Source organism: Gordonia sp. NPDC062954, assembly GCF_044543825.1.
GTDB classification, from domain to species: Bacteria; Actinomycetota; Actinomycetes; order Mycobacteriales; family Mycobacteriaceae; genus Gordonia; species Gordonia tangerina.
Genome location: NZ_JBITWL010000001.1, coordinates 224,375 through 245,824, shown reverse-complemented (window position 1 = coordinate 245,824; position 21,450 = coordinate 224,375). Strand labels below are relative to the sequence as shown.

Genomic DNA, 21,450 nt, shown 5'->3' with positions numbered 1-21,450 from the left:
CCGCCGGTGCCACCTCGTAAAGGGCCACCGGCCGCCCGTCAGAAGGCCGCGCCCAAGCGCGCGAGCACCTCGCGCGACTCCGCCGCCGACTCGGCGTCGGTGACCGTCAGGACCGAGGCCCGCCACGTCGCGGCGAGGACTCGGCCGGTGCTCGTTCCGCCACGCGTGATGTCGGACAGGAACTCCGCCACGCGGTCTTCTTCGGCGTAGGGCGCCGCTTCGCCGAGAATGCGCGTGAACTCGTTGTCGACGGCGAAGTCGAACCCGACCACGAGCGCCTGTCGTAGCCGGAACGAGTCCCGACCGGCCGCCGCGCCCGTCATGCGGTCCAGCAGTCGTTGCTCGACATCGGTGCGCACCACCCGGTAGAGGCCGAGCTTGTTCTGGAAATGGTGATACAGGGCCCCCGTGGTGACGTCGGCGGCCCCGGCGAGATCTCCCACGGTGACCTCTGCATACGGTCGGGCGCCGAACAGTTCGACCGCAGACAGCACCAATCGGCCCTTGGCTGAGGTCGATACCGGAAACCACTCACGCACGCGTCCATAATGCCGTTATGCTTTGCATAATCCAATTATGTCGAGAGGGTGCACTATGAAGCTGGAATTCTTATTGGCTCCGACGCGCGACCTACAGGCCTCGCTGAGCCTGTATCGCGACGGATTGGGCCTCGTCGAGAAGTGGCGAGAAGGCGATATGACTGTGACGCTCGCGCTGCCCGATTCCGATGTCGGGATCATGCTGGACGCAGCCGACCCGGATGCCCCGAGCGGTCCGGTGTTCGCGGTCGACAGCGTCGCCGCTTTTCACGCCGACCGGCCGAGTGAACTCGGCGTCGTCGCCGAGCCGTCGGAGATCCCGGACGGTTCGATCGCCGCCTACAGCGACCCGGGCGGTTTCGTCTTCTACGTGTTGGATCAGGCACAGGCCACGTGACGGCGCGTGGGTGACCGCACGCCCCCGCGGATCAGCCCTTACGCCGCGCGGTGCGCTGCATCCCGCGGACCTTTGCGTTGCCGGGCATCGGGCCCTTGGGCATGCCCGGCCCCTGCGGATTGCGTCCGCCCAGCGCCGACAACCGACCCTCGAGGGTCTCCATCCGCTTGCCGTCGATGTTCTTGGGCAGCTTGTTGATGTGGCGCTCGAGCTTGTTCAGCGGGATCTGCCCGTCGTCGTTGCCCACCACGATCTCGTAGATAGGGGTGTCGCCGACGACCCGCGCGGCCTTCTTCTTCTCTTGGGCGAGCAGGGGTTTGACGCGGGCGGCCGAACCCTCGCCGACGAGGATGACACCCGGCTTGCCGATGACCCGATGGACGGCGTCGAGATGGGCGTTGCCCGAGACGGCCTGCTTCACCCGCCATTGGCCGCGCATGTTGCCCAACGCCCAACCGGCGGCTCCCGGCTGGCCTTCGGCCCGGGTGTAGACGGTGCGCTGCACGCGACGGCCGAAGAGGATGAACGCGGCGAGCAGGCCCAGGACGATACCGAGGGGCAACAGCAACCACACCGAACCGAACAGCAGGCCGAGCCCGACGAAAATGGCGACGATGAGCACGAACAGGCCGACCATGTACGGGATCAGCCGCTTGTCTTCCTTCCGCTGCATCTGGAAGGCCTGCCACAGTTGCTGGCGACGTTCCTTCGACGCCTGCTTCCGAGCCTTCTTCGCCGCGGCTTTCGCCTCTTTGTCTTGCGCCTTTGCCATGGAGCCCAGTTTACGGCGCCACGCCACCACCCCTCGCAAGGGTTCCTCCGCACGTGGTACGCAGGTCCTCCGGACGCGCGCCGCGGAGGCGGAGATGGCCCAGGGACGAACCCAGGGGCCGGTGTCGAGCCCGGTTACCTGCCGGCGAGGCGGGTGAGGAGGCTGGATGCCTCCTGGCTGGCCGAACCCTCGTCGGCGAGGTGCGCCAGCGCGGGGGACAGGTCACGGCCGCGATGTGCCATGGCCTGCGCGTAGAGCCGTCCCGCGCGGTAGGACGAGCGGACCAGCGGTCCGGCCATCACTCCGGCGAAGCCGACCTCGGTGGCGAACTCGGAGTGGTCGACGAACTCCTCGGGCTTGACCCACCGCTCGACCGGGTGGTGCCGCGGCGAGGGGCGCAGGTACTGGGTGATGGTGAGGATGTCGCAACCGGCCTCGTGCAGGTCGACGATGGCCGACTGCACCTCTTCTGGCGTCTCGCCCATCCCGAGGATCAGGTTGGATTTGGTGACCAGTCCGAAGTCGCGGGCCTGGGTGAGCACGTCGAGCGACCGCTCGTACCGAAACGCCGGTCGGATGCGCTTGAAGATGCGCGGCACGGTCTCCAGGTTGTGCGCCAGGACCTCGGGACGGGCCTCGAACACCTCGGCCAGCAGATCGGGTTTGGCGTGGAAGTCGGGGATCAGGTTCTCCACACCGGTGCCCGGGTTGAGGCGGTGGATGGCCCGTACGGTCTCGGCGTAGAGCCACGCGCCCTCGTCGGGCAGGTCGTCGCGGGCGACACCGGTGATGGTGGAGTAGCGCAGACCCATCGCCTGGACGCTCTCGGCGACGCGACGCGGTTCGTCGCGGTCGAGTTCGGCGGGTTTGCCGGTGTCGATCTGGCAGAAGTCGCAGCGACGCGTGCACTGTTCACCGCCGATGAGGAAGGTGGCCTCGCGGTCTTCCCAGCACTCGTAGATGTTGGGACAGCCGGCCTCTTCGCAGACGGTATGCAGGCCTTCGCGTTTCACCAAGCCCTTGAGTTCGGTGTACTCGGGCCCCATGGTTGCGCGGGTCTTGATCCAGTTCGGCTTGCGCTCGATGGGGGTCTGCGCGTTGCGCACCTCGAGGCGGAGCAGTTTGCGGCCGGCCGGCTCGGGGGTGGCCGAGGAACCGTTGGCGGCGGTCGTGTGGTCGGTGGATGAGGACACAGTCACTGCTCCGATGCTACGCCCGTGGTGCTCAGGGCATCCGGGGCGCGATGGTCGTGGTCGAGTGCGTTGGTGATGGCCGCGGCGACAGGATCTATGAACGCGTCGAGTCCCAGGGGTCTGCCGAGTTCGCGGGCCAGCGAGGTGACGCCGGCGTCGGCGATGCCGCACGGGACGATCGCGTCGAAGGCGGACATGTCGGGGTCGACGTTGAGTGCGAAGCCGTGCAATGCGACGCCGCGGGCGACGCGGATGCCGATCTGACCGAGTTTGCGTTCGTCGGCCTTCGTGACGCTCGCAGGCGTGTCGACAACCCACACACCTGACCGACCCTCGACGCGGGTCGTCGCGACACCGAGATCTGCGCAGACGGTGATCAGTGCTTCTTCCAGGCGACGGACGTACTCGACCACATCGAGGGGTTCCGCGAGCTTCACGATGGGGTAGCCGACCAATTGCCCCGGCCCATGCCAGGTGATGCGGCCACCCCGGTCGACGTCGATGACCGGCGATCCGTCGGTCGGTCGATCGGCGTCCTCTGTTCGTTTGCCCGCGGTATAGATCGAGGCGTGCTCGAGCAGCAACAGCACGTCGTGGTCGAGGACTCCGTCGGCACGGTCACCGGCCAGTTGATGCTGCAGGTCGTACGCGGTGCGGTAGTCGACGAGTCCGTCGAGTAGTCGGACCTCGATCGGATCGCTCGAGGCGCGGATCGAACCCTCACGCATTGACGTATCCGAGTGCGGTGTCGATGTCGGGATGGCGGAATGAGAATCCATGTTCGGTGAGCACGTCAGGTGCAACGCGCTGACTGAACAGAATCATTTCCTCGGCCATCTCGCCGCCCACCGCCTTCGCCGCGAAGGCAGGCACCTTCAGGACTGTCGGACGATGCATCGAGCGGCCCACGGCCGAGGCGAACTCACCGAACGGCAGCGCACCCGGGGCGCACAGGTTCACCGGACCGCTGATCGAGGATTCGAGCAGGAACGCGATCGCGCGTACCTCGTCGGGCAAGGTGATCCAGGAGAAGTACTGCTCACCGCTGCCGATCGGACCGCCGAGGCCGAACCAGAATACCGGCCGCAGCCGACCCAAGAGACCGCCCTGGCGCGAGAGCACCGGTGCCGTCCGCAGCAGCACCACGCGGGTACTGCTGCCGGCGTTGGCCGTCGCCGCGTGTTCCCAGTCGGTGACCAGGCCGGCGAGGAATCCGCCACCGGCGCCGTCGGCCTCGGTGGCCACGTGACTGCCGGTGTTGCCATAGAACCCGGTCGCCGAAGCGCTGAGAAAGGTGGGCACGCCTGCGGCGGCCACTGCTTCGGCCAGCACCTCGGTGGGCGTGATCCGGGAATCCCGCAACTCCTGCTTGAACCGCCCACTCCAACGCTGGTTACCGACCCCGACACCGCCGAGGCCGATCACCGCGTCGACGCCATTGAGACTCTCCGCTGGGACCCCGAAAGTTTCAGGGTCCCAGCTGAACTCGTCGTCATCGAGTGCCTCGCGTCGCACCAGTCGGACCACCGTGTGGCCGGCCTCGCGCAGTGCGGCGACCACCGCGGTGCCGATCAGGCCCTGCGAGCCGGCGACGGCGATGCGCATCTCGCCCTAGAGTCCCAGATCAGCCGCGAAGCCGCCCTGCTCGAGCCGCTTCTTGATCGTCGTCAGGAAGCGGCCGGCGTCGGCGCCGTCGATCAGACGGTGATCGTAGGTCAACGGCAGGTAGGACATCGAACGCACCGCGATCGACTCCGAGGCGTCGTCGCCGGTGATCACGACCGGACGCTTAACGATCGCACCGGTGCCGAGCATCGCCGCCTGCGGCGGGACCAGGATCGGCGTGTCGAACAGTGCGCCCTGGCTGCCGATGTTGGTGATGGTGAACGTGCCGCCGGCCAACTCGTCGGGCTTCAGGCCGCCGGCGCCCTTGCGGGCGCGGGCCGCGATGTCGGCGATGGCGCGGGCCAACCCGGCGATCGACAGGTCGTCGGCGTTGTGAATGACCGGCGACAGCAACCCCTGCTCGGTGTCCACGGCGATGCCGAGATGCACCTTGTCGTAGTAGGTGATCTCCTTGCGGTCCTCGTCGATCGACGCGTTGACATTCGGATGCGCCTTGAGCGCCTCGACGACGGCCTTGGCGATGAACGGCAAGAAGGTGAGATTCACACCCTCGGAGGCCTTGAAGGATTCCTTGGCCTGCTTGCGCAGCGACACGATCTTGGTCATGTCCACCTCGAAGACCTGCGTCAGCTGCGCGCTGGTCTGCAGCGATTCACGGGTCTTCTTCGCGGTGATCTGACGGATGCGGTTGATCTTCTGCGTGGTCCCGCGCAGCTCGGCGAGCTCCGGCTTGATCTCCGGCGACGATCCGGCCGACGCGGCGGGTGCCGACGGCGTCGCCGCGGCGGGCTCGGCCGGAGGCTGGGCCGGCGCCTTCGCCGACTCCGCGGCGGCCAGCACATCCTGCTTACGGATGCGCCCGCCGACACCGGTGCCCTTGATCGAGTTCAGGTCGATGTCGTTCTCGGCGGCCAGCTTTCGGACCAGCGGCGTGACATACGGGGTCGAGGTCATCGTCTCGGGCTCACCCTTGGCGACCGTGACGGTGTCGGTTTCGGCGGCCGGGGCTGACTTCTGCTCGGGGGCCGGCTTCGACTCGGTCTTCGCGGGCTCCGGTTCCGGCTCCGGTTCGGGTTCGGGCTTGGCGGGCTCGGGTTCGGGTTCGCGCTTCGGAGCCGGTGCCGCCGACGCGTCGCCGATCACTGCGAGCTTCCCGCCGACCTCGATCACGTCGTCTTCCTGAGCGACGATCTCGAGCAGGGTGCCGGCAATCGGCGCGGGGATCTCGGTGTCGACCTTGTCGGTGGACACCTCGAGCAGCGGCTCGTCGGCCTCCACGCTGTCGCCGACGGACTTGAGCCAATTGGTGACGGTGCCCTCGGTGACGGACTCGCCGAGTTCGGGCATCACCACATCGGTGCCCTCGGCCGACCCGCCGCCCTGGGTGGACTCCGCGGACGGCTTCTCGGCAGGCGCCTCGGCCTCGGTGGAGGGGGCCTCGTCGGCCTGCTCGGGTTCGCCGGCGTCGGTCGGCTCGTCGCCACCCGCCGAGTCATCACCGCTCGAGCCGTCACCGGCCTGCTCATCGGCGTCGCCGATGAGGGCGAGTTCCCCGCCGACCTCCACCACATCATCTTCTTGCGCGATGATCTTGGTGAGCACACCCGAAGTAGGCGCAGGGATCTCGGTGTCGACCTTGTCGGTGGAGACCTCGAGCAGTGGTTCGTCGGCCTCGACCGTGTCGCCCTCCTCCTTCAGCCACCGGGTCACTGTTCCCTCGGTGACGCTTTCACCCAGGGCGGGCATTTCGACGGAGAAGGCCATCGTTGTTGACTCCTGAACTCGAGGTGTTGTCGTTGGTCTGCGCGCCGCGGTGTGTGCGCCGTCGGTGCACCGAGACGGGCTGAGGCGGGTGAGCCGACCGTCCCCGATCACCCTACCCAAGCCGCGTCACACAGATGTGCTGTGGCCGGACTTGTCTGTGCGGCGGTCAGCCGTCGGCCGCGATGTCCTCGAGGACGCGCGCGATGGTCCGGACGGGAACGCCGGTGCCGCCCTTGGGGGTGTAGCCCCACGCGCCGCCGGTGTTGAATGCCGGTCCGGCGATGTCGATATGCGCCCACGCAACCGACTCCGGCACGAATTCTTTGAGGAAGATGCCGGCCGCGAGCATCCCACCGTTGCGGTGATTGGTCACGTTGGCGAGGTCGGCGACCCGTGATTTGAGATCGGCGCGGAGCTCGGTGGGCAGGGGCATCGCCCAGGCGTTCTCGCCGACCTCCCGCGACAGCGCGGCAACCCGATCGCGGAACTCGTCGGTGCCCATGACCCCCGGCGTACGCGCGCCGAGCGCCACCATCTGGGCGCCGGTGAGGGTGGCGGTGTCGATGAGGTAATCCGGTTCGTCCTCGCACGCGCGGACGATGGCGTCGGCGAGGATCAGCCGGCCTTCGGCGTCGGTGTTGAGGACCTCGACGGTGGTGCCACCGTACTGGGTCAGGACGTCGCCGGGGCGCTGGGCGGTCGACGAGGGCATGTTCTCGGCCATGGGCACCGTGGCGGTGACCGACACGTCGAGGTCGAGTCGTGCGGCCAGGATCGTCGCGGCGATGACGGCGGCCGCGCCCCCCATGTCCGAGGTCATCGCATCCATGTTGGCGGCGGGCTTGATCGAGATGCCGCCGGTGTCGAAGGTGATCCCCTTGCCGACCAGGGCCACCTTCTTGGCGCCCTTCTTGCCGGCGTGGCTGAGTCGGACAAGCCGCGGCAGGCGCGAGGAACCCTTACCGACACCGATGATGCCGCCGTAGCCGGCCTTCTCCAGCGCGGTGTCGTCGAGCACCTCCACCTTGAGTCCGACCGAACTGCCCAGGCGGCGGGCCCGCTCGGCGAATTCCTCGGGGTAGAGGTGGCTGGGCGGGGTATTGACGAAGTCTCGTGCGATCGCCACGGCGTCGGCCACCGCGGCGGCGTGCTCGAGGTCAGACTTGGTCGCCTTGTCCTTGTCGTCGCTGAGCAGCGTGATGCGTGTTGGGGGTGTCTTCTTGGGCTGGGTCTTGTCGGACCGGAAGGTGTCGAAACGGTAGGCGCCCAGGAAGAGTCCCTCGGCGACGGGTTGCAGCTGCAGCGTCGACAACGTGGTGGCGACGGTGCCGACACCGTCGAGTTCGCGGATCACCACGCCCGCGGCCTGACGCAGCCGTTCAGCATCGTCGACGTCGGCGGATTCGCCGAGCCCCACCGCAACCACCAGGTCCACCGGCAGTCCGTCCGGTGCGGGGAGACGGGTGACCTCCCCATGCGCACCGGTCGCTCCGAGTCGGCCGACCGCCGTGGCGATCGCGTCGGCCTGCGCGTCGTCGAGGATGCCGTCGCCGATGACCAGGGTCGGTTCGGTGTCGGTGTCGGGCTTGATGAGACCGATCACCAAAGCGTCATCCGACTTGCCGAGAGAGGTTGCCACTGCCAGTTCCGGGCCGCGCACGCGGTCGATGCTGTCGTTCTTGCTCACGGCGTCAACTCTAGTCACGTCGACTCGGGTCACGCGGAGTCCGGCGACGTCGATGTCGACGCTGTTGTCGCCGCGAGGACCCTAAGGTTGTCGGTATGACCGAACTTCTCGCCGGACCGATCGCCGACCGTCACACTGCCCTCGGTGCCACTTTCGCGGCCTTCGGTGGCTGGCACATGCCGGTGTCCTACGCGGGCACCGTCGCCGAGCACACAGCCGTACGCGAATCGGTGGGCCTGTTCGACGTGAGTCATCTGGGCAAGGCGGTGGTGGCCGGGCCGGGAGCGGCGGAACACGTCAACCGGGTACTCACCAACGACCTCGCCAAGATTGGTCCCGGAAAAGCTCAATACACGTTGTGCTGCAACGACTCCGGTGGAGTCGTCGACGACATGATCGCCTACCTCGTCAGCGACGACGAGGTGTTTCTGATCCCGAATGCGGCGAATACCGCGGCGGTGGTTGCGCAACTCTCGGACGCGGCGCCCGCCGGGGTGACGATCACCGATGCGCATCGCGACTTCGGGGTGTTCGCAGTGCAGGGCCCGAAGTCGCCGGATGCGGTGGCCGAGCTGGGGCTGCCCACGGAGATGGAATACATGGCGTTTGCCGACGCGGAACTGTCCACCCCCGACGGCGCGGTGCCGGTACGGGTGTGTCGCTCCGGCTACACCGGGGAACGCGGCTTCGAGATACTGCCGCGGTGGGCCGATGCCGGCCCGGTGTTCGACGCGTTGCTGACGGTGGTGCAGCGACTCGGTGGATCGCCGGCCGGGCTGGGTGCTCGGGACACCCTGCGCACCGAGATGGGCTACGCCTTGCACGGTCACGAACTGAGCCCGGAGATCAGCCCGGTCCAGGCGCGGACCGGGTGGGCGGTCGGTTGGACGAAGCCGGAGTTCGTCGGGCGTGAGGCGCTCAGTGCCGAGAAGGCGGCCGGACCGGCGCGACGTCTGTACGGACTCAAGGCGACCGGCCGGGGAGTACCGCGCGCCGACTGCCGTGTTCTGGCCGAATCCGGCGGTGCCGACATCGGCGTCTGCACCTCCGGGACGTTCTCACCGACCCTCAAGCAGGGCATCGCGTTGGCCCTGTTGGCCACCGATTCCGGGGTGGGCAAGGGCGATCAGGTGGTGGTCGACGTCCGCGGCCGCGACCTGGCATGTGAAGTCGTCATCCCACCGTTCGTCACCTCGCACGTCTGAGGCGCGGCGTCGCCGTTGACGGCCGCGGTAATCCGTTTGCCGCCCGGCGGTACGATTGGCCAATGACCTTGCAGTTCACGCGTACCGAACATCCCCACCCGGTGTCGGAGAATCGTCGTGCGGAGATCCTCGCCGCACCCGGTTTCGGCAAGTACTTCACCGACAACATGGTGATGGTCGACTACGACGTGGACCGCGGATGGCACAACGCGCAGGTGCGCCCGTACGGGCCGATCGCGCTCGACCCGTCGGCCATGGTGCTGCACTACGGCCAGGAGGTGTTCGAGGGGCTCAAGGCCTACCGGCAGCCGGACGGGTCCATCGCGGCCTTCCGGCCGGAGTCCAACGGACTGCGCCTGCAGCGTTCGGCCGAGCGGCTGGCGATGCCGCCGCTGCCGGTGGACGACTTCATCGCCTCCCTGCGTGTGCTGCTCGACGCCGACAACGAGTGGGTGCCCGCCGCCGGCGGCGAGGAAGCGCTCTACCTGCGCCCGTTCATGTTCGCCTCGCAGGCCGGTCTCGGTGTCAACGCGCCGTCGGCGCAGTACATCTACTCCGTGATCGCCTCTCCGGCCGGCTCGTACTTCACCGGCGGTATTAAGCCGGTCAGTGTCTGGCTGTCCACCGAGTACGTGCGGGCTGCGCCCGGCGGCACCGGATTCGCCAAATGTGGCGGCAACTACGCCGCCGCATTCCTGGCGCAGGCGCAGGCAACCGCGCACGGCTGCGATCAGGTCGTCTGGCTCGACGCGGTGGAACGTCGCTACATCGAGGAGATGGGCGGCATGAACCTGTTCTTCGTCTTCGGATCCGGGGCCGACGCCCGCCTGGTGACGCCCGAACTGACGGGGTCGTTACTGCCGGGAATCACCCGGGATTCGTTGTTGCAGTTGGCCACCGACGCCGGCTTCACCGTCGAGGAACGTCGCATCAGCACCGAGGAGCTGCGCAAGGGAGTCGCCTCCGGCGACATCACCGAGGTCTTCGCATGCGGCACCGCGGCCGTTATCACGCCGGTCGGCCGGGTGAAGGGCGACACCGAGGACTACCTGATCGGCGACGGCGCGGCCGGCGAGGTCACCCAGGCGTTACGCGACACACTGACCGGCATCCAGCGGGGCACCTTCGCCGACACCCACGGCTGGATGACGGAGTTGTATCGCCGCTGAGTCTGTGCCCGGTGGTCGGTCTCAGATGAGTAGGCCGATCACCGCGAGCGCCACGCCCACCTCGGTTCCCGCCCCGAGGACGTCACCGTTGATACCGCCGATCCGGCGGGCGCAGTGGGCGGTACCGAACCAGCCGAACGTCACCACCACTGCGACGACGGCCACTGCCCAGCCCGCCGCCGGGAAGTCGAGACCGTCGGCCTGCCATCCGACGCCGATGGCGCCCACCACTGCTGCGGCCGCCCACACGGCGATCGACATTCGCTGCGTGCCGGCGACCAGGGCACCGAACCCTTCGGCACGCGCCGGGTGCAGTCCGCGGCGTGCACCGATGACGGCGACCAGTCGACCCAGCGCAATCGCGTAGGCCAGTTCATACCAACGGTGCTGGTCGGTCAGCGCGCCGAACCCGACCGCCTGAATCGCGAGCACCACGACGATCGACGCCACGCCGAACGGCCCCGAAGACCCGCTCCTCATCACCTCGACGACGCGGTCGGGCGGCCCGTAGCAGCCGAGCCCGTCTGCGGTGTCGGCGAGGCCGTCGATGTGCATCCCCCTAGTGAGCAGCGCCAACGCCGCCACGATCAGGAGCCCGATCAGCGCGGTGGGTAACTCGGTGAACGACAGCGCCGCGGCGAACGCGGCACCGAGTGCGCCCAGGGTGACCCCGACCACCGGCACCGCGGCCATCACCGCAGCCCCCACCCGTCGGTCCATCGCCACCGCGGGCTGAGGAAGTGGGACGACGGTGAGCCAGCTCAGCGCGACGTGGACAGCCCGGACCGGGGACGGCATGATCGCCCGGTCAGCGGGTCACGGCGACTGCTGTGGGTGACGGCTCGCCGGGCGCTGTCGCAGACGGCGAGTCGGTAACGGTCGGCGACGCGTCGCGGTCGCTGACGCCCGCCTCGTCGAAGGTCGCCATCGTGGACAGGATGTCGACTGCCGACGCCACGAGGGGGAGGGCGGCCAGCGCGCCACTGCCCTCGCCCAGGCGCATGGACAGGTCCAGCACGGGTTCGAGGTCGAGATGATGCAGCGCGATGGTGTGTGCCGGTTCCACCGAGCGGTGTCCGGCCAACCACCACCGTGATGCGCCCGGGGCGAGTTCGGCAGCCACCATCGCAGCAGCGGTGACGACCATCCCGTCGAGGATGACGGGGGTCCGGCGCACCGCCGCCTGAGCGAGGAATCCGGCCAGCGCGGTGAGGTCGGCTCCGGCCACCGAGGCCAGCAACGACAACGGATCGTGCACATGGCGTCGCGCGCGGCGCATCCCGTCGCGGATCGCCGCAGTCTTGCGAATCCATCCGGCGTCGTCGATTCCGGTGCCCCGTCCCACGATCTCTACGGGTTCACGGCGCGACAGCGTGCCGATCAGCACGGTCGCGGGGGTGGTGTTGCCGATGCCCATCTCGCCGCCGATCAGCAGATCAGCACCCGAATCCACCAGTTCGTCGGCGATCGCCCGTCCGGCCGCGAGGGCCGTGCGGGCCTCGGCGAGGGACAACGCGTCGGTGGTGGTGAGATCGCCGCTGCTGCGGCGCACCTTGAACCGGGACACATCGGGTGCGGTGTCGGCGTCGACGGACATGTCGAACACATGCACCGTGGCGCCGGAACGTCGGGCCAGTACGTTCACGGCCGCGCCGCCACCGGCGATGTTGGCGACCATCTGGGCAGTCACCTCTGGCGGGAAGGCCGAGACCCCGGAACGGGCGACACCGTGGTCGCCGGCGAACACCGCAACCGTCGGCGCGCTGAGCGGACGCGGCGGACACACGCCTTGGCACGACGCCAGCCACACCCCGATGTCCTCCATACGGCCCAGCGAGCCGGCCGGTTTGGTCAGGGTGAGATGCCGTTCCCTGGCCGCGCGCGCGATGCCGAGATCCGGAGTGGCCACGGTTTCGAAGACCTCGGCATCGGTGGGGTCGACCGAACTCGACTTCTGTGCTGCCGTCGTGGGATTCGCACCGGGTTCGGCTGGGGTTTCAGGCTTCGTGCGTTCCGGTCGGCCGGGTGCCGGCCGAGGGGCATGTGGGGAGGGTGGGGAGGAGACGACGGGGGTGACCGGGGTCGGCGCGGCGGCTGCGGCGGTGGCGGGTAACTCGACCACGCGCCCCGCGACGACCAGCACCACCCGATCACACGCGGCGGCGACAGCCTCGTTGAGCGTGCCGAGTTCGTCCTGAAAGCGGCGTCCGGCAGGGGTGGGTGGCACCAGCGACAACCCGGCCTCGGGGCTGATGATCACCAGGTCGCCGGTGAACGACGCGATCGCGGCACACAGGGTGGCGCGCAACTCGGCTAGGTCCACCGGTTCGGGACCCCATCCGCCGAGTTCGTCGAGTTCGGCGGCGAGCCACGTCCCGAGGTCGTCGATCAGCGTCGGGGTGTGCGGGTCGGATCGCAGCGCGCCGCCGATGTCGATGGTCTCGAGAGTCGTGTACCGCTCATCGCGCCGTTGGCGGTGCGCGGCGACACGTGCCACCCACTCGGCGTCGGTCGATGTGGTTGGACCGGTGGCGAGATATCGGACCTCGGTGTGCGCGCGCAGCAGCGACTCACCGTGCCCGGACTTGCCCGATCGCACCCCACCCAGGACGAGAGTGCGCACGCCGGCGCGAGTGGGCTGCGAGTTCACCTCACCGGGCGAGGACCCCCGTGACACCACCGATCAGACCTCGTCGCCCGGCGACACCTGCGGTTTGGGGGCACGCATCATCCGCAACTGCATGGCACGGGTGAAGGAGTACCAGCCCAGCCGAAAGCCGGTCTGCGAGGAATCGGTGTCGGGATAGCGCTCTCGGACGCGGCGGTTCACCAGCCGACCGAGGACCACGGCGTCGATGGCCATGAACAGCACGAACACCAGCAGCACCATGTTGGCGTAGACCGCGAGCTGCGGGACGAACATCACCACGATCAGTGCGATCGCGAACGGCATGAACAGGCCCGCGAAATTGCGGCGGGAGTCGACGATGTCGCGCGCGAAACGGCGCACCGGACCCTTGTCGCGCGGCATCAGGTACCGCTCGTCACCGGCCATCATCTTCTCGCGCTGTTCGTTGCGCTGTGTGCGTCGATCGTCGGCGAGTTTGCGTTTCTCGTCTTTCGACAGCGTCGACTTCAGGGCCTTCTTGCGCGCACGTGCTTCCGAGCGGTTGGTGGGCGGCGGTGCCACCGGGCCGCGTCGTCGGCCTTCGGCCTGGCGTCGCGACGGGGTCGCGCGGCCTTTGCCCGGGGTATAGGCGCTGCCTTTGGAGTCGGGTTCTTCGGTGAGGGATGCACCGGCTTCGGTGGCCTCGGACGCCGCATCGTCGGTGCTCGTGGCGGCGTCGTCATCTGACTTCCATGGCAACTTCACACCATCGAGCCTAGGCGATTCCGTGCTGCCGAGGTTTGCCGACCTCCCTATACTTCGTGCGCATGAGAGCACGCCTCGGACAGCAACCGTTTCGGCAGGCGACATGCGCGTACTGATCGCACCGGACTCGTTCGGGGACACGCTGTCGGCGGTGGCGGCGAGCCGGGCCATCGCGCGAGGATGGTCTGCTGCCCGACCGGCCGACGACGTGCGTTGCGCTCCGCAATCCGACGGTGGACCGGGCTTCGTGGACGTCTTGGCCTCGCGTCTGGGGACCATGCGCACCGCGACTGTGGCGGGCCCACTCGGCGCGGCGGTCGATGCCCGGTGGCTGCTCGACGATTCCGAGTCGCGTCCGGTCGCCTACATCGAATGCGCGCAGGCGTGTGGGCTCCATCAACTCGGGGGCCGGCCGACGCCGCGTACCGCGGTGTCAGCAGACACCACCGGGGTCGGCGAACTGATGGTCGAAGCACTCGGCGCGGGCGCGGCGACGATTGTGGTTGGTCTGGGTGGGTCGGCGACCACCGACGGTGGACGCGGGATGATCGACGCGCTCGGCGGTGCTCGGGAGGCGGCGGCGCGATTGGCCGACGTGTCTCTGGTGGCGGCGTCGGACGTGGAGAACCCGTTGCTCGGGCAGTGGGGAGCGGCGTCGGTCTTCGGGCCGCAGAAAGGCGCCGACCCCGCCACAGTCGAGCTCCTCGAACGCCGGATGACCGATCACAACGCGACACTGACCACCATCGCCGGCCGAGATATCTCGGTGGAGGAAGGTGCGGGAGCCGCGGGCGGCCTCGGGGCCGCTCTGCTCGCGCTGGGCGCACGACGGATCTCCGGTGCGACCGTGGTGGCCGATGCGACCGGCCGCGCCGCGGATGTCGAGGCCGCGGGCTTGGTGATCACCGGCGAAGGGAAGTTCGACTCGCAGACGCTGCGCGGCAAGGTGGTCGCCGCCCTCACCGCAGCTGCGACCGCGGCCGGAATTCCGACAGTGGTGTTCGCCGGTCAGGTGGCGTTCACGTCGGATGAGATCGCTGCGGCCGGGATCGCCGGTGCGCATGCCATCGTCGACATCGCCGGTTCGGTGGAGGTGGCGATGAACGACGCCGACCATCAGTTGACTCGACTCGCAGAGCAGGTTGCGGCGCAGTGGTCGGAGGGGGATGTCGAACGCGGGTCGCGCGGTGCGTGACCGGCCGTGAGCGGCGATGCGGCCCTCACTGCCTCCGACCGATCCGCGCGGCGCTCGAGCGACCATCTGACCGGCGCCCTCTGCGCCCTCGGTGCCTACGCGCTGTGGGGATTCCTACCGCTGTACTTCGTCCTTCTCGAACCCACCGGACCGTGGGAGGTGGTGGCCTGGCGGATACTGTTGTCGCTGGTCTTCTACGCGGTGCTGGTCCCGCTCTCGGGCGGTTGGCCCCGGCTGCGTGGGATCCTGCGACAGCCACGACTGCTGGGCGCGACCGCGTTGGCCGGGGTGCTTATCTACGTGAACTGGCAAATCTTCGTGATCGCCACCTACACCGGCCACGTGATCCAGATGAGTCTGGGGTACTTCATCAACCCGATCGTGACCGTGATCCTCGGCGTGCTGGTGTTGCGGGAACGGCTGCGGCCGCTGCAGTGGGTCGCGGTGGTACTGGCGGTGGTGGCGACGCTCGTCATCGTGCTGGGGTACGGCGCGTTCCCATGGTTGGCCGTGGGCGTGGCGTTCTCGTTCGGGTTCTACGGGTTGGTGAAGAAGACGATCGGCGCAGACGTCGACGTCACCAGTGGACTGACGTGCGAGTCGTTGTGGCTGGCCCCGCTGGCGATCGGACAACTAGTGGTGGTGGCGCTCACCACCGGCTTGACGTTCGGTTCGGCCGGACCCGGTCATGCGGTCCTGCTTGCCATGGCCGGTGTGGTGACGGCCACGCCATTGATGTTGTTCGCGGCGGGCGCGCGCCGGGTGCCGCTCGTGGTGCTCGGCATCGCCCAGTTCGTCACCCCGACGATGCAGCTGATGATCGGTGTGGCGATCCTCGACGAGCCCATGCCGCCGGAACGATGGGCCGGGTTCGCGATCGTCTGGATCGCTCTGGCCATCTTCACCACCGACGCGGTCATCGCGAGCCGGAGACGAACCACTGACGGTGTGCCGGGACCGCCGATTCGGCAGGAATAGAGTCGGACGAGGTACCGTTGAAGCGAGCACGTGGCCCAACAGTGGGCCGGAGTTGACTTCGGCCCGGTCGGACCCCGACAGCGCAGGACCTCCATCCGAGACATACAGGAGCATCGATGACCGTTCAGAACGAATCCGGAACCGCCACCACGACCGGTGTCCTTCTGACCGACGCAGCTGCCGCCAAGGCGAAAGGCCTGCTCGAGCAGGAAGGTCGGGATGACCTCTCGTTGCGGATCGCCGTTCAGCCGGGCGGGTGCGCGGGACTGCGCTACCAGCTGTTCTTCGACGACCGCAGCCTCGACGGTGACCTCACCGACGATTTCGGCGGCGTCACCCTGGCGGTGGACCGCATGAGCGCACCCTATGTGGGTGGCGCCACCATCGACTTCGTCGACACCATTGAGAAGCAGGGATTCACCATCGACAACCCGAACGCGACCGGCAGCTGCGCCTGCGGCGACTCGTTCAACTGATCGACCGAACCTTTCACACATCGACCGCATCTCCTGCCTCACGGGGGTGCGGTCGATGTCGTCTGCGCGGCTGGGTAGCGTGGACTGCTGTCCAACTCCTGCGGAATGAAGGGCCTTCCACACGTGGCAACCGTTGTCTGTGGCTCCATCGCGACCGATCATCTGATGACCTTCCCCGGAAAGTTCTCTGAGCAGCTCGTCGGCGATCACCTCGAGCACATCTCGCTGAGCTTCCTGGTGGAAGACCTGGTCGTGCGACGTGGCGGGGTGGGCGGCAACATCGCGTTCGCGATGGGTGTGCTCGGCGGTGACCCACAACTGGTGGGTGCGGTCGGCGCCGACTTCCACGACTACCGTCAGTGGCTCGAAGCGCACGGGGTCGATTGTTCGTCGGTACGGATCTCCGACACCCAGCACACGGCGCGGTTCATGTGCACCACCGACCAGGCGATGGCGCAGCTGGCCAGTTTTTACCCGGGTGCGATGAGTGAGGCGCGCGAGATCTCGCTGGCCGGGGTCTTCGAACGGACCGGTACTCCGGAACTCGTGTTGATCGGCGCCGATGATCCCGAGGCGATGATTCGGCACACCGAGGAGTGCCGACGGCTCGGCGTCCCGTTCGCTGCCGACCCCTCACAGCAACTCGCCCGGCTCGACGGCGAGCAAGCCCGCGCACTGATAGACGGCGCAACGTACCTGTTCACCAACGAATACGAATGGGGTCTGCTGCGGCAGAAGACCGGCCTGTCGGAGGCCGATGTCGCCGAGATGGTCGGTGTGCGGATCACCACGCTCGGCAAGGACGGGGTCGAGATCGTGGAGAAGGACGGCACCAGGACACACGTCTCGGTTGTGCCGGAGACCGAGAAGGTGGACCCGACCGGTGTCGGCGACGGCTTCCGGGCCGGTTTCCTCACCGCCCTCGACAAAGGCCTCGGCTTCGAACGTTCCGCGCAGATCGGTTCGATGATCGCCGTGTTGGTGCTCGAGACCGTCTCCACCCAGGACTGGACCTGGGATCGCGACCTCGCGCTCAAGCGCATCGGCGAGGCCTACGGCGACCCGGCCGCCGACGAGATCGCCGCCGCACTCTAGCTCCCTGACGCGCCCAGCACAGTAGCCGACAGAACCCACAAAATCGCCGACAGAACCCAGCCGCACGCGTGCGAGTGATTCTTTCGACGGAAATCTGGGTTCTGTCGGCGATTTTGTGGGTTCTGTCGGCGCGAAAAGGGACTCGACCCGCTACAACCGCACCGGGTAGTGGTGATCGGTGATGTCGGGGACGATCGACTTCTCGACAAAGATCCCGTGCCAGACCATGAACATCAACAGCGTCCACAGCCGGCGACTGTTGTCCACGACTCCGTCGCGGTGCTCGTTGAGCATCTCGACCACGACGTTCTTGTTGAGGATATGGTCGGTCTGCGAATGCTCGATGACCTCGTGCGCCCAGTCGAACATCTCGGAGCCGGCCAGCCAGTGGCGGATGGGCACCGGAAAGCCCAATTTCTTGCGGTGCAGCACATGGGGCGGAACGATCTGTTCGAGGGCCTGCCGAAGGGCGTACTTCGTGGTGCCATGGGCGATCTTCTCGTCGAAGGGGAGTGTCTCTGCGACGCGGAACACCTCGGGATCGAGGAACGGCACGCGCAGTTCCAATGAATTGGCCATCGTCATCTTGTCGGCCTTCACCAGGATGTCGCCGCGCAACCAGGTGAACAGGTCGACGTGTTGCATGCGGGCGACGGGGTCGAGGTCGGTCGACATTGCGTAGATGGGCGCGGTGACGTCGGTATGGGTCCACTCCGGACGGTAGTCGCGGAGCACCGCGCGCAGTCGCGCATCGTCGAAGCTGCGGGCGTTGCCGTAGTAGCGCTCCTCGAGCGTCAGTGAGCCGCGGTGCAGCAGGCTCTTGCCGCGGGTCCCCTCCGGAATCCGGTCGGACACCCGCCCCGCGAGCCGGCGCAACGCGCCGGGCAGCCGGTCGAACGCACTCAGTGACAGCGGCTCCTTGTAGATCGTGTAGCCGCCGAACAACTCATCGGCGCCCTCACCGGAGAGCACCACCTTCACATGCTTGCGGGCCTCCCGGGCGACGAAGTAGAGCGGCACGAGGGCCGGGTCGGCGACCGGGTCGTCGAGGTACCACACGATCTCCGGGATGGCCTCGATGAACTCTCGCGGACTGACGACCTTGACGACGTGTTTGGCGCCGATCGCCTCGGCGGATTCCACCGCCACGTCGATCTCGGAGTATCCGTCGCGCTCGAAGCCGGTGGTGAAGGTGACCAGGTCGGGGTTGTGGCGGATCGCCAGCGCAGCGATCGCGGTGGAGTCGATGCCGCCGGACAGGAATGACCCCACGGTCACGTCGGCGCGCATGTGTTTGGCCACCGAATCGGACAGGACCTCGGCGATCTCGTCGTATCGGGCCTGGGAGTCCCCGCTGCCGAACGGTCGTACCGGGAAACGGGGTGTGAAGTATCGCTGGATCTGTGGCGCCTGGCCCGGGCGGATGGACGCATGACACCCGGATTCGAGTCGTCGAATCGCCGCATGCAGGGTTTCCGGCTCGGGAACATACTGCAGCACGGTGTAGTGCTCGATGGCCCGAGGATCGAGGTCGTCACCCAACCCGAGCAACCCGGTCAGCTCGAGCAGGCTCTTCTTCTCGCTGCCGAACGCGGTACCGCCGGGGCCGGTCGCGATGAACAGCGGCTTGATGCCGAATGGGTCGCGAGCGAGGAACAACGAGCGTTGCCGGGTGTCCCAGATCGCGAATGCGAACATGCCACGCAGGCGACGCACCGCGTCCGGTCCCCAGTGATGGAACGCTGCGACGATGGCCTCGCCGTCACCCTCGGTGGCGAACTCGGCGTCGTGATCGCGAGTCAGTTCCGCGCGGATCTCGAGATAGTTGTAGATCTCGCCGTTGAACACGAGTGCGTACCGGTCGGGGTTTTCTGGCGGTCCCCACCGCAGCGGTTGGTGCGAGTGTTCGATGTCGATGATCGACAGCCGGTTGAATCCGAGGACGAGGTCGGCATCATGCCAGGTGCCCGGCTCGTCCGGGCCGCGGTGGCGCATGCAGCGCGACGCGTCCGACACCGATCCGACAGCGTCGGATGCCGAACCGTCCGAGGTCAGCAGACCGAGCAAACCACACACCAGACAGGCCCCATTTCGTCGACGTCGCGATGCTGTTCTGACGCGTCGAGTATGCCTGACGTACGCGCCACGCAAGGCGTACGGTCCGCGGGTCGGTTCAGCGTGGTGCCGTGGCGAGGCACGCAGGTAAACCCCAATCACGAAACGTTGCACGGCTTGGTCTACGCTGCGTAGTACTAGGTGCAAGAATTGCCTTGGCGCTGGGTGCGACTTGACTCGGCGCGGGCGAAGAAAGCCCTGTGCGAGTCATGTGGCATGGCAACTCGGTCGGCACGTGTGCCGACATCGAGCGAGCGGGAAGGCGTGAAATTGGCACACGGTGGACGGCCGCGGGCGACAGGGGCCCGTTCCGCATCGCGGACGATCAAGCAGGTCGGTGCACTCGTCGCACTCGGCATCGGGGCGTTGCTGCTGTCGGGATGTGACGCCCGTACGGCGATGCGCTTCGGTTGGCCCGAAGGCGTGACCCCCGAAGCAGAGAAGATGGGCGAGCTGTGGACCTGGTCGGTCATCGCCGCACTCCTCATGGGCATCCTGGTGTGGGCCCTGATCTTCTGGACCATCACCTTCCACCGGGCCAAGCCCGGCAAGGACGTCTTCCCCCGGCAGACCGCGTACAACGTGCCGCTGGAACTGACCTACACGGCGATCCCGTTCGTGATCATCGCCGTGCTCTTCTACTTCACCGTCGTGGTCCAGAACGACGTCGAGAGCAAGACCGACGACTCCAAGGTCGTCGTCGACGTGACCGCGTTCCAGTGGAACTGGAAGTTCGGCTACCGCGAGGTCGAGTTCACCGACGGCTCGCGCTATGACGGCTTCGAGGGCGAAGGCAGCCCGTTCGAGCTGCAGGCACGCAACGAGGCCAACCACCACGGTGAGGAGCTGCCCCTCCCGGCCGGCGGTCGCGACGACGATATCCGGAACTACCTGCAGTTCAACCAGATCGAAACGGTCGGATCGTCGAACGAGATCCCCGTGTTGGTGCTGCCGACGGGCCAGCGCATCGAGTTCGAGATCGCCGCGGCCGACGTCATCCACTCATTCTGGGTGCCGGAGTTCCTCTTCAAGCGCGACGTGATGCCGTTCCCGGAGCAGAACCACTCCGACAACGTCTTCCAGATCTCCAGCATCGACCGGGAGGGTGCCTTCGTCGGGCGTTGCGCCGAGATGTGCGGCACCTATCACTCGATGATGAACTTCGAGGTCCGTGCGGTTTCGCCGGAGAAGTTCGACGCCTACATCCGCTATCGGGAGGACAACCCGCAGGCGACCAATGCGCAGGCGCTCGAAGAGATCTGCGAGGTTCCCGAGTCGGTGACGACGGTTCCGTTCGACACGCGACGCGCCACCGACGGCGACACCCCGACCGACCTCGGTGATGCCTCCAACACGTCCTTGCCTAACTGCACGGTGGGAGCAAACGGATGAAAATCGAAGCCCGAATCTTCGAATTGCTGACGGCATTCTTCTTCCTCGCGGGCATCATCTACACGATCTGCACTGCGTTCGCTAGTCGCGGCGTCGAGTGGGTGGGCGTGACCGGAATGTTCTTCAGTGCCGGCCTGACGCTGATCGCCGGCACCTACTTCCGGTTCGTCGCTCGTCGTGTCGAGATCCGTCCCGAGGACTACGAAGACGCCGAGGTCGAGGACGGCGCAGGCGAATTGGGCTTCTTCAGCCCCCACTCCTGGTGGCCGATCCTGTTGGCCTTCGGCGCCGCCCTGTTCGGCATCGGTTTCGCCACCCACAACCTGTGGTTCGCGATCTTCGCGGGGTTCGTCATCATCGGCACCGCGGCAGGACTCGTTTTCGAGTACCACGTGGGTCCGGAGAAGCACTGACCCACAGCAGCCTCTGACAACGGCCGCCTCCCTGACCACGCCGGTCGGAGGCGGCCGTTGT

Annotated in this window: 20 protein-coding genes; 9 read left to right on the top strand and 11 right to left on the bottom strand. The window is 67.4% G+C overall.

Going from position 1 to position 21,450, the window contains the following annotated elements; genetic code table 11:
• Positions 1 to 38 precede the first annotated feature (38 nt).
• Positions 39 to 539, bottom strand: a complete 501-nt coding sequence (locus ACIGKQ_RS01105) for a TetR/AcrR family transcriptional regulator (RefSeq protein ID WP_396571984.1) — start codon at positions 537 to 539, stop codon at positions 39 to 41.
• Between the two features lie 55 nt (positions 540 to 594).
• Between ACIGKQ_RS01105 and ACIGKQ_RS01100 the strand changes: the two genes are divergently transcribed.
• Positions 595 to 936: a VOC family protein gene (locus ACIGKQ_RS01100; protein WP_396571983.1), complete on the top strand. Its 342-nt coding sequence runs from the start codon at positions 595 to 597 to the stop codon at positions 934 to 936.
• Between the two features lie 31 nt (positions 937 to 967).
• On the opposite strand, the gene ACIGKQ_RS01095 is transcribed toward ACIGKQ_RS01100, so the two are convergent.
• The 6 genes from ACIGKQ_RS01095 to ACIGKQ_RS01070 form a co-directional block, all read right to left on the bottom strand.
• Positions 968 to 1,708, bottom strand: coding sequence for a DUF4191 domain-containing protein (locus tag ACIGKQ_RS01095; protein WP_235722755.1), 741 nt, complete (start codon positions 1,706 to 1,708; stop codon positions 968 to 970).
• 134 nt (positions 1,709 to 1,842) lie between these two features.
• Complete coding sequence (lipA, locus tag ACIGKQ_RS01090) at positions 1,843 to 2,901, bottom strand: lipoyl synthase (protein WP_396572174.1); 1,059 nt, start codon at positions 2,899 to 2,901, stop codon at positions 1,843 to 1,845.
• A 2-nt stretch (positions 2,902 to 2,903) separates the two neighbouring features.
• Positions 2,904 to 3,629, bottom strand: coding sequence for a lipoyl(octanoyl) transferase LipB (lipB, locus tag ACIGKQ_RS01085; protein WP_235722756.1), 726 nt, complete (start codon positions 3,627 to 3,629; stop codon positions 2,904 to 2,906).
• Positions 3,622 to 4,506 (bottom strand): TIGR01777 family oxidoreductase, encoded by an 885-nt coding sequence (locus tag ACIGKQ_RS01080; RefSeq protein WP_396571981.1) that lies wholly within the window; start codon positions 4,504 to 4,506, stop codon positions 3,622 to 3,624. The genes lipB and ACIGKQ_RS01080 overlap by 8 nt, the downstream gene beginning before the upstream one ends.
• Before the next feature lie 6 nt (positions 4,507 to 4,512).
• A complete protein-coding gene (gene sucB / locus ACIGKQ_RS01075; RefSeq protein ID WP_396571979.1) occupies positions 4,513 to 6,291 on the bottom strand; it encodes a 2-oxoglutarate dehydrogenase, E2 component, dihydrolipoamide succinyltransferase in 1,779 nt (592 codons plus the stop codon).
• 166 nt (positions 6,292 to 6,457) lie between these two features.
• Positions 6,458 to 7,978, bottom strand: coding sequence for a leucyl aminopeptidase (locus ACIGKQ_RS01070; protein WP_287016921.1), 1,521 nt, complete (start codon positions 7,976 to 7,978; stop codon positions 6,458 to 6,460).
• A 95-nt stretch (positions 7,979 to 8,073) separates the two neighbouring features.
• Here ACIGKQ_RS01070 and gcvT point away from each other — a divergent pair, with 95 nt between their 5' ends.
• Positions 8,074 to 9,183 carry a glycine cleavage system aminomethyltransferase GcvT gene (gcvT, locus tag ACIGKQ_RS01065; protein WP_266060935.1) on the top strand — a complete coding sequence of 370 codons (1,110 nt, stop codon included), beginning with the start codon at positions 8,074 to 8,076 and terminating at the stop codon, positions 9,181 to 9,183.
• Between the two features lie 62 nt (positions 9,184 to 9,245).
• On the top strand, positions 9,246 to 10,352 hold the full coding sequence (locus tag ACIGKQ_RS01060) for a branched-chain amino acid aminotransferase (protein ID WP_266060937.1): 1,107 nt from the start codon (positions 9,246 to 9,248) through the stop codon (positions 10,350 to 10,352).
• Between the two features lie 21 nt (positions 10,353 to 10,373).
• Here ACIGKQ_RS01060 and ACIGKQ_RS01055 read toward each other — a convergent pair whose 3' ends face one another.
• Genes ACIGKQ_RS01055 through ACIGKQ_RS01045 form a run of 3 tightly spaced genes read right to left on the bottom strand, consistent with a single transcriptional unit; the run spans position 10,374 to position 13,725 of the window.
• The gene (locus tag ACIGKQ_RS01055; protein WP_396571977.1) at positions 10,374 to 11,150 is read right to left on the bottom strand and encodes an adenosylcobinamide-GDP ribazoletransferase; all 777 of its coding nucleotides are present in this window, start codon (positions 11,148 to 11,150) and stop codon (positions 10,374 to 10,376) included.
• A gap of 10 nt (positions 11,151 to 11,160) precedes the next feature.
• Positions 11,161 to 13,032: a nicotinate-nucleotide--dimethylbenzimidazole phosphoribosyltransferase gene (gene cobT / locus ACIGKQ_RS01050; protein ID WP_396571975.1), complete on the bottom strand. Its 1,872-nt coding sequence runs from the start codon at positions 13,030 to 13,032 to the stop codon at positions 11,161 to 11,163.
• Positions 13,033 to 13,035: 3 nt separating this feature from the next.
• Complete coding sequence (locus tag ACIGKQ_RS01045; RefSeq protein WP_235722767.1) at positions 13,036 to 13,725, bottom strand: DUF3043 domain-containing protein; 690 nt, start codon at positions 13,723 to 13,725, stop codon at positions 13,036 to 13,038.
• 103 nt (positions 13,726 to 13,828) lie between these two features.
• Between ACIGKQ_RS01045 and ACIGKQ_RS01040 the strand changes: the two genes are divergently transcribed.
• From ACIGKQ_RS01040 to ACIGKQ_RS01025, 4 genes are all read left to right on the top strand, one after another.
• A complete protein-coding gene (locus ACIGKQ_RS01040; protein ID WP_396571974.1) occupies positions 13,829 to 14,920 on the top strand; it encodes a glycerate kinase in 1,092 nt (363 codons plus the stop codon).
• A gap of 6 nt (positions 14,921 to 14,926) precedes the next feature.
• Positions 14,927 to 15,898 (top strand): EamA family transporter RarD, encoded by a 972-nt coding sequence (gene rarD / locus ACIGKQ_RS01035; RefSeq protein ID WP_287016917.1) that lies wholly within the window; start codon positions 14,927 to 14,929, stop codon positions 15,896 to 15,898.
• Positions 15,899 to 16,014: 116 nt separating this feature from the next.
• Positions 16,015 to 16,374, top strand: a complete 360-nt coding sequence (locus tag ACIGKQ_RS01030) for an iron-sulfur cluster assembly accessory protein (protein ID WP_235722770.1) — start codon at positions 16,015 to 16,017, stop codon at positions 16,372 to 16,374.
• A 105-nt stretch (positions 16,375 to 16,479) separates the two neighbouring features.
• Complete coding sequence (locus tag ACIGKQ_RS01025; RefSeq protein WP_235722771.1) at positions 16,480 to 17,469, top strand: carbohydrate kinase family protein; 990 nt, start codon at positions 16,480 to 16,482, stop codon at positions 17,467 to 17,469.
• A gap of 150 nt (positions 17,470 to 17,619) precedes the next feature.
• Here ACIGKQ_RS01025 and asnB read toward each other — a convergent pair whose 3' ends face one another.
• Positions 17,620 to 19,545 (bottom strand): asparagine synthase (glutamine-hydrolyzing), encoded by a 1,926-nt coding sequence (asnB, locus tag ACIGKQ_RS01020; protein ID WP_235723254.1) that lies wholly within the window; start codon positions 19,543 to 19,545, stop codon positions 17,620 to 17,622.
• A gap of 363 nt (positions 19,546 to 19,908) precedes the next feature.
• On the opposite strand from asnB, the gene ACIGKQ_RS01015 reads away from it, so the two are divergent.
• Positions 19,909 to 20,976, top strand: a complete 1,068-nt coding sequence (locus ACIGKQ_RS01015; protein WP_235723265.1) for a cytochrome c oxidase subunit II — start codon at positions 19,909 to 19,911, stop codon at positions 20,974 to 20,976.
• The gene (locus ACIGKQ_RS01010) at positions 20,973 to 21,389 is read left to right on the top strand and encodes a cytochrome c oxidase subunit 4 (protein ID WP_235723253.1); all 417 of its coding nucleotides are present in this window, start codon (positions 20,973 to 20,975) and stop codon (positions 21,387 to 21,389) included. The genes ACIGKQ_RS01015 and ACIGKQ_RS01010 overlap by 4 nt, the downstream gene beginning before the upstream one ends.
• Positions 21,390 to 21,450 lie beyond the last annotated feature (61 nt).

Bases quoted from the DNA above. Each gene is read 5' to 3' on its own strand.
- ACIGKQ_RS01100 (WP_396571983.1), top strand. From the start codon at position 595: ATGAAGCTGGAATTCTTATTGGCTCCGACGCGCGACCTACAGGCCTCG.
- lipB (WP_235722756.1), bottom strand. From the start codon at position 3,629: ATGCGTGAGGGTTCGATCCGCGCCTCGAGCGATCCGATCGAGGTCCGA.
- ACIGKQ_RS01095 (WP_235722755.1), bottom strand. From the start codon at position 1,708: ATGGCAAAGGCGCAAGACAAAGAGGCGAAAGCCGCGGCGAAGAAGGCT.
- ACIGKQ_RS01080 (WP_396571981.1), bottom strand. From the start codon at position 4,506: ATGCGCATCGCCGTCGCCGGCTCGCAGGGCCTGATCGGCACCGCGGTG.
- gcvT (WP_266060935.1), top strand. From the start codon at position 8,074: ATGACCGAACTTCTCGCCGGACCGATCGCCGACCGTCACACTGCCCTC.
- sucB (WP_396571979.1), bottom strand. From the start codon at position 6,291: ATGGCCTTCTCCGTCGAAATGCCCGCCCTGGGTGAAAGCGTCACCGAG.
- ACIGKQ_RS01010 (WP_235723253.1), top strand. From the start codon at position 20,973: ATGAAAATCGAAGCCCGAATCTTCGAATTGCTGACGGCATTCTTCTTC.
- ACIGKQ_RS01030 (WP_235722770.1), top strand. From the start codon at position 16,015: ATGACCGTTCAGAACGAATCCGGAACCGCCACCACGACCGGTGTCCTT.
- ACIGKQ_RS01055 (WP_396571977.1), bottom strand. From the start codon at position 11,150: ATGCCGTCCCCGGTCCGGGCTGTCCACGTCGCGCTGAGCTGGCTCACC.
- ACIGKQ_RS01040 (WP_396571974.1), top strand. From the start codon at position 13,829: ATGCGCGTACTGATCGCACCGGACTCGTTCGGGGACACGCTGTCGGCG.
- ACIGKQ_RS01025 (WP_235722771.1), top strand. From the start codon at position 16,480: ATGAAGGGCCTTCCACACGTGGCAACCGTTGTCTGTGGCTCCATCGCG.
- ACIGKQ_RS01060 (WP_266060937.1), top strand. From the start codon at position 9,246: ATGACCTTGCAGTTCACGCGTACCGAACATCCCCACCCGGTGTCGGAG.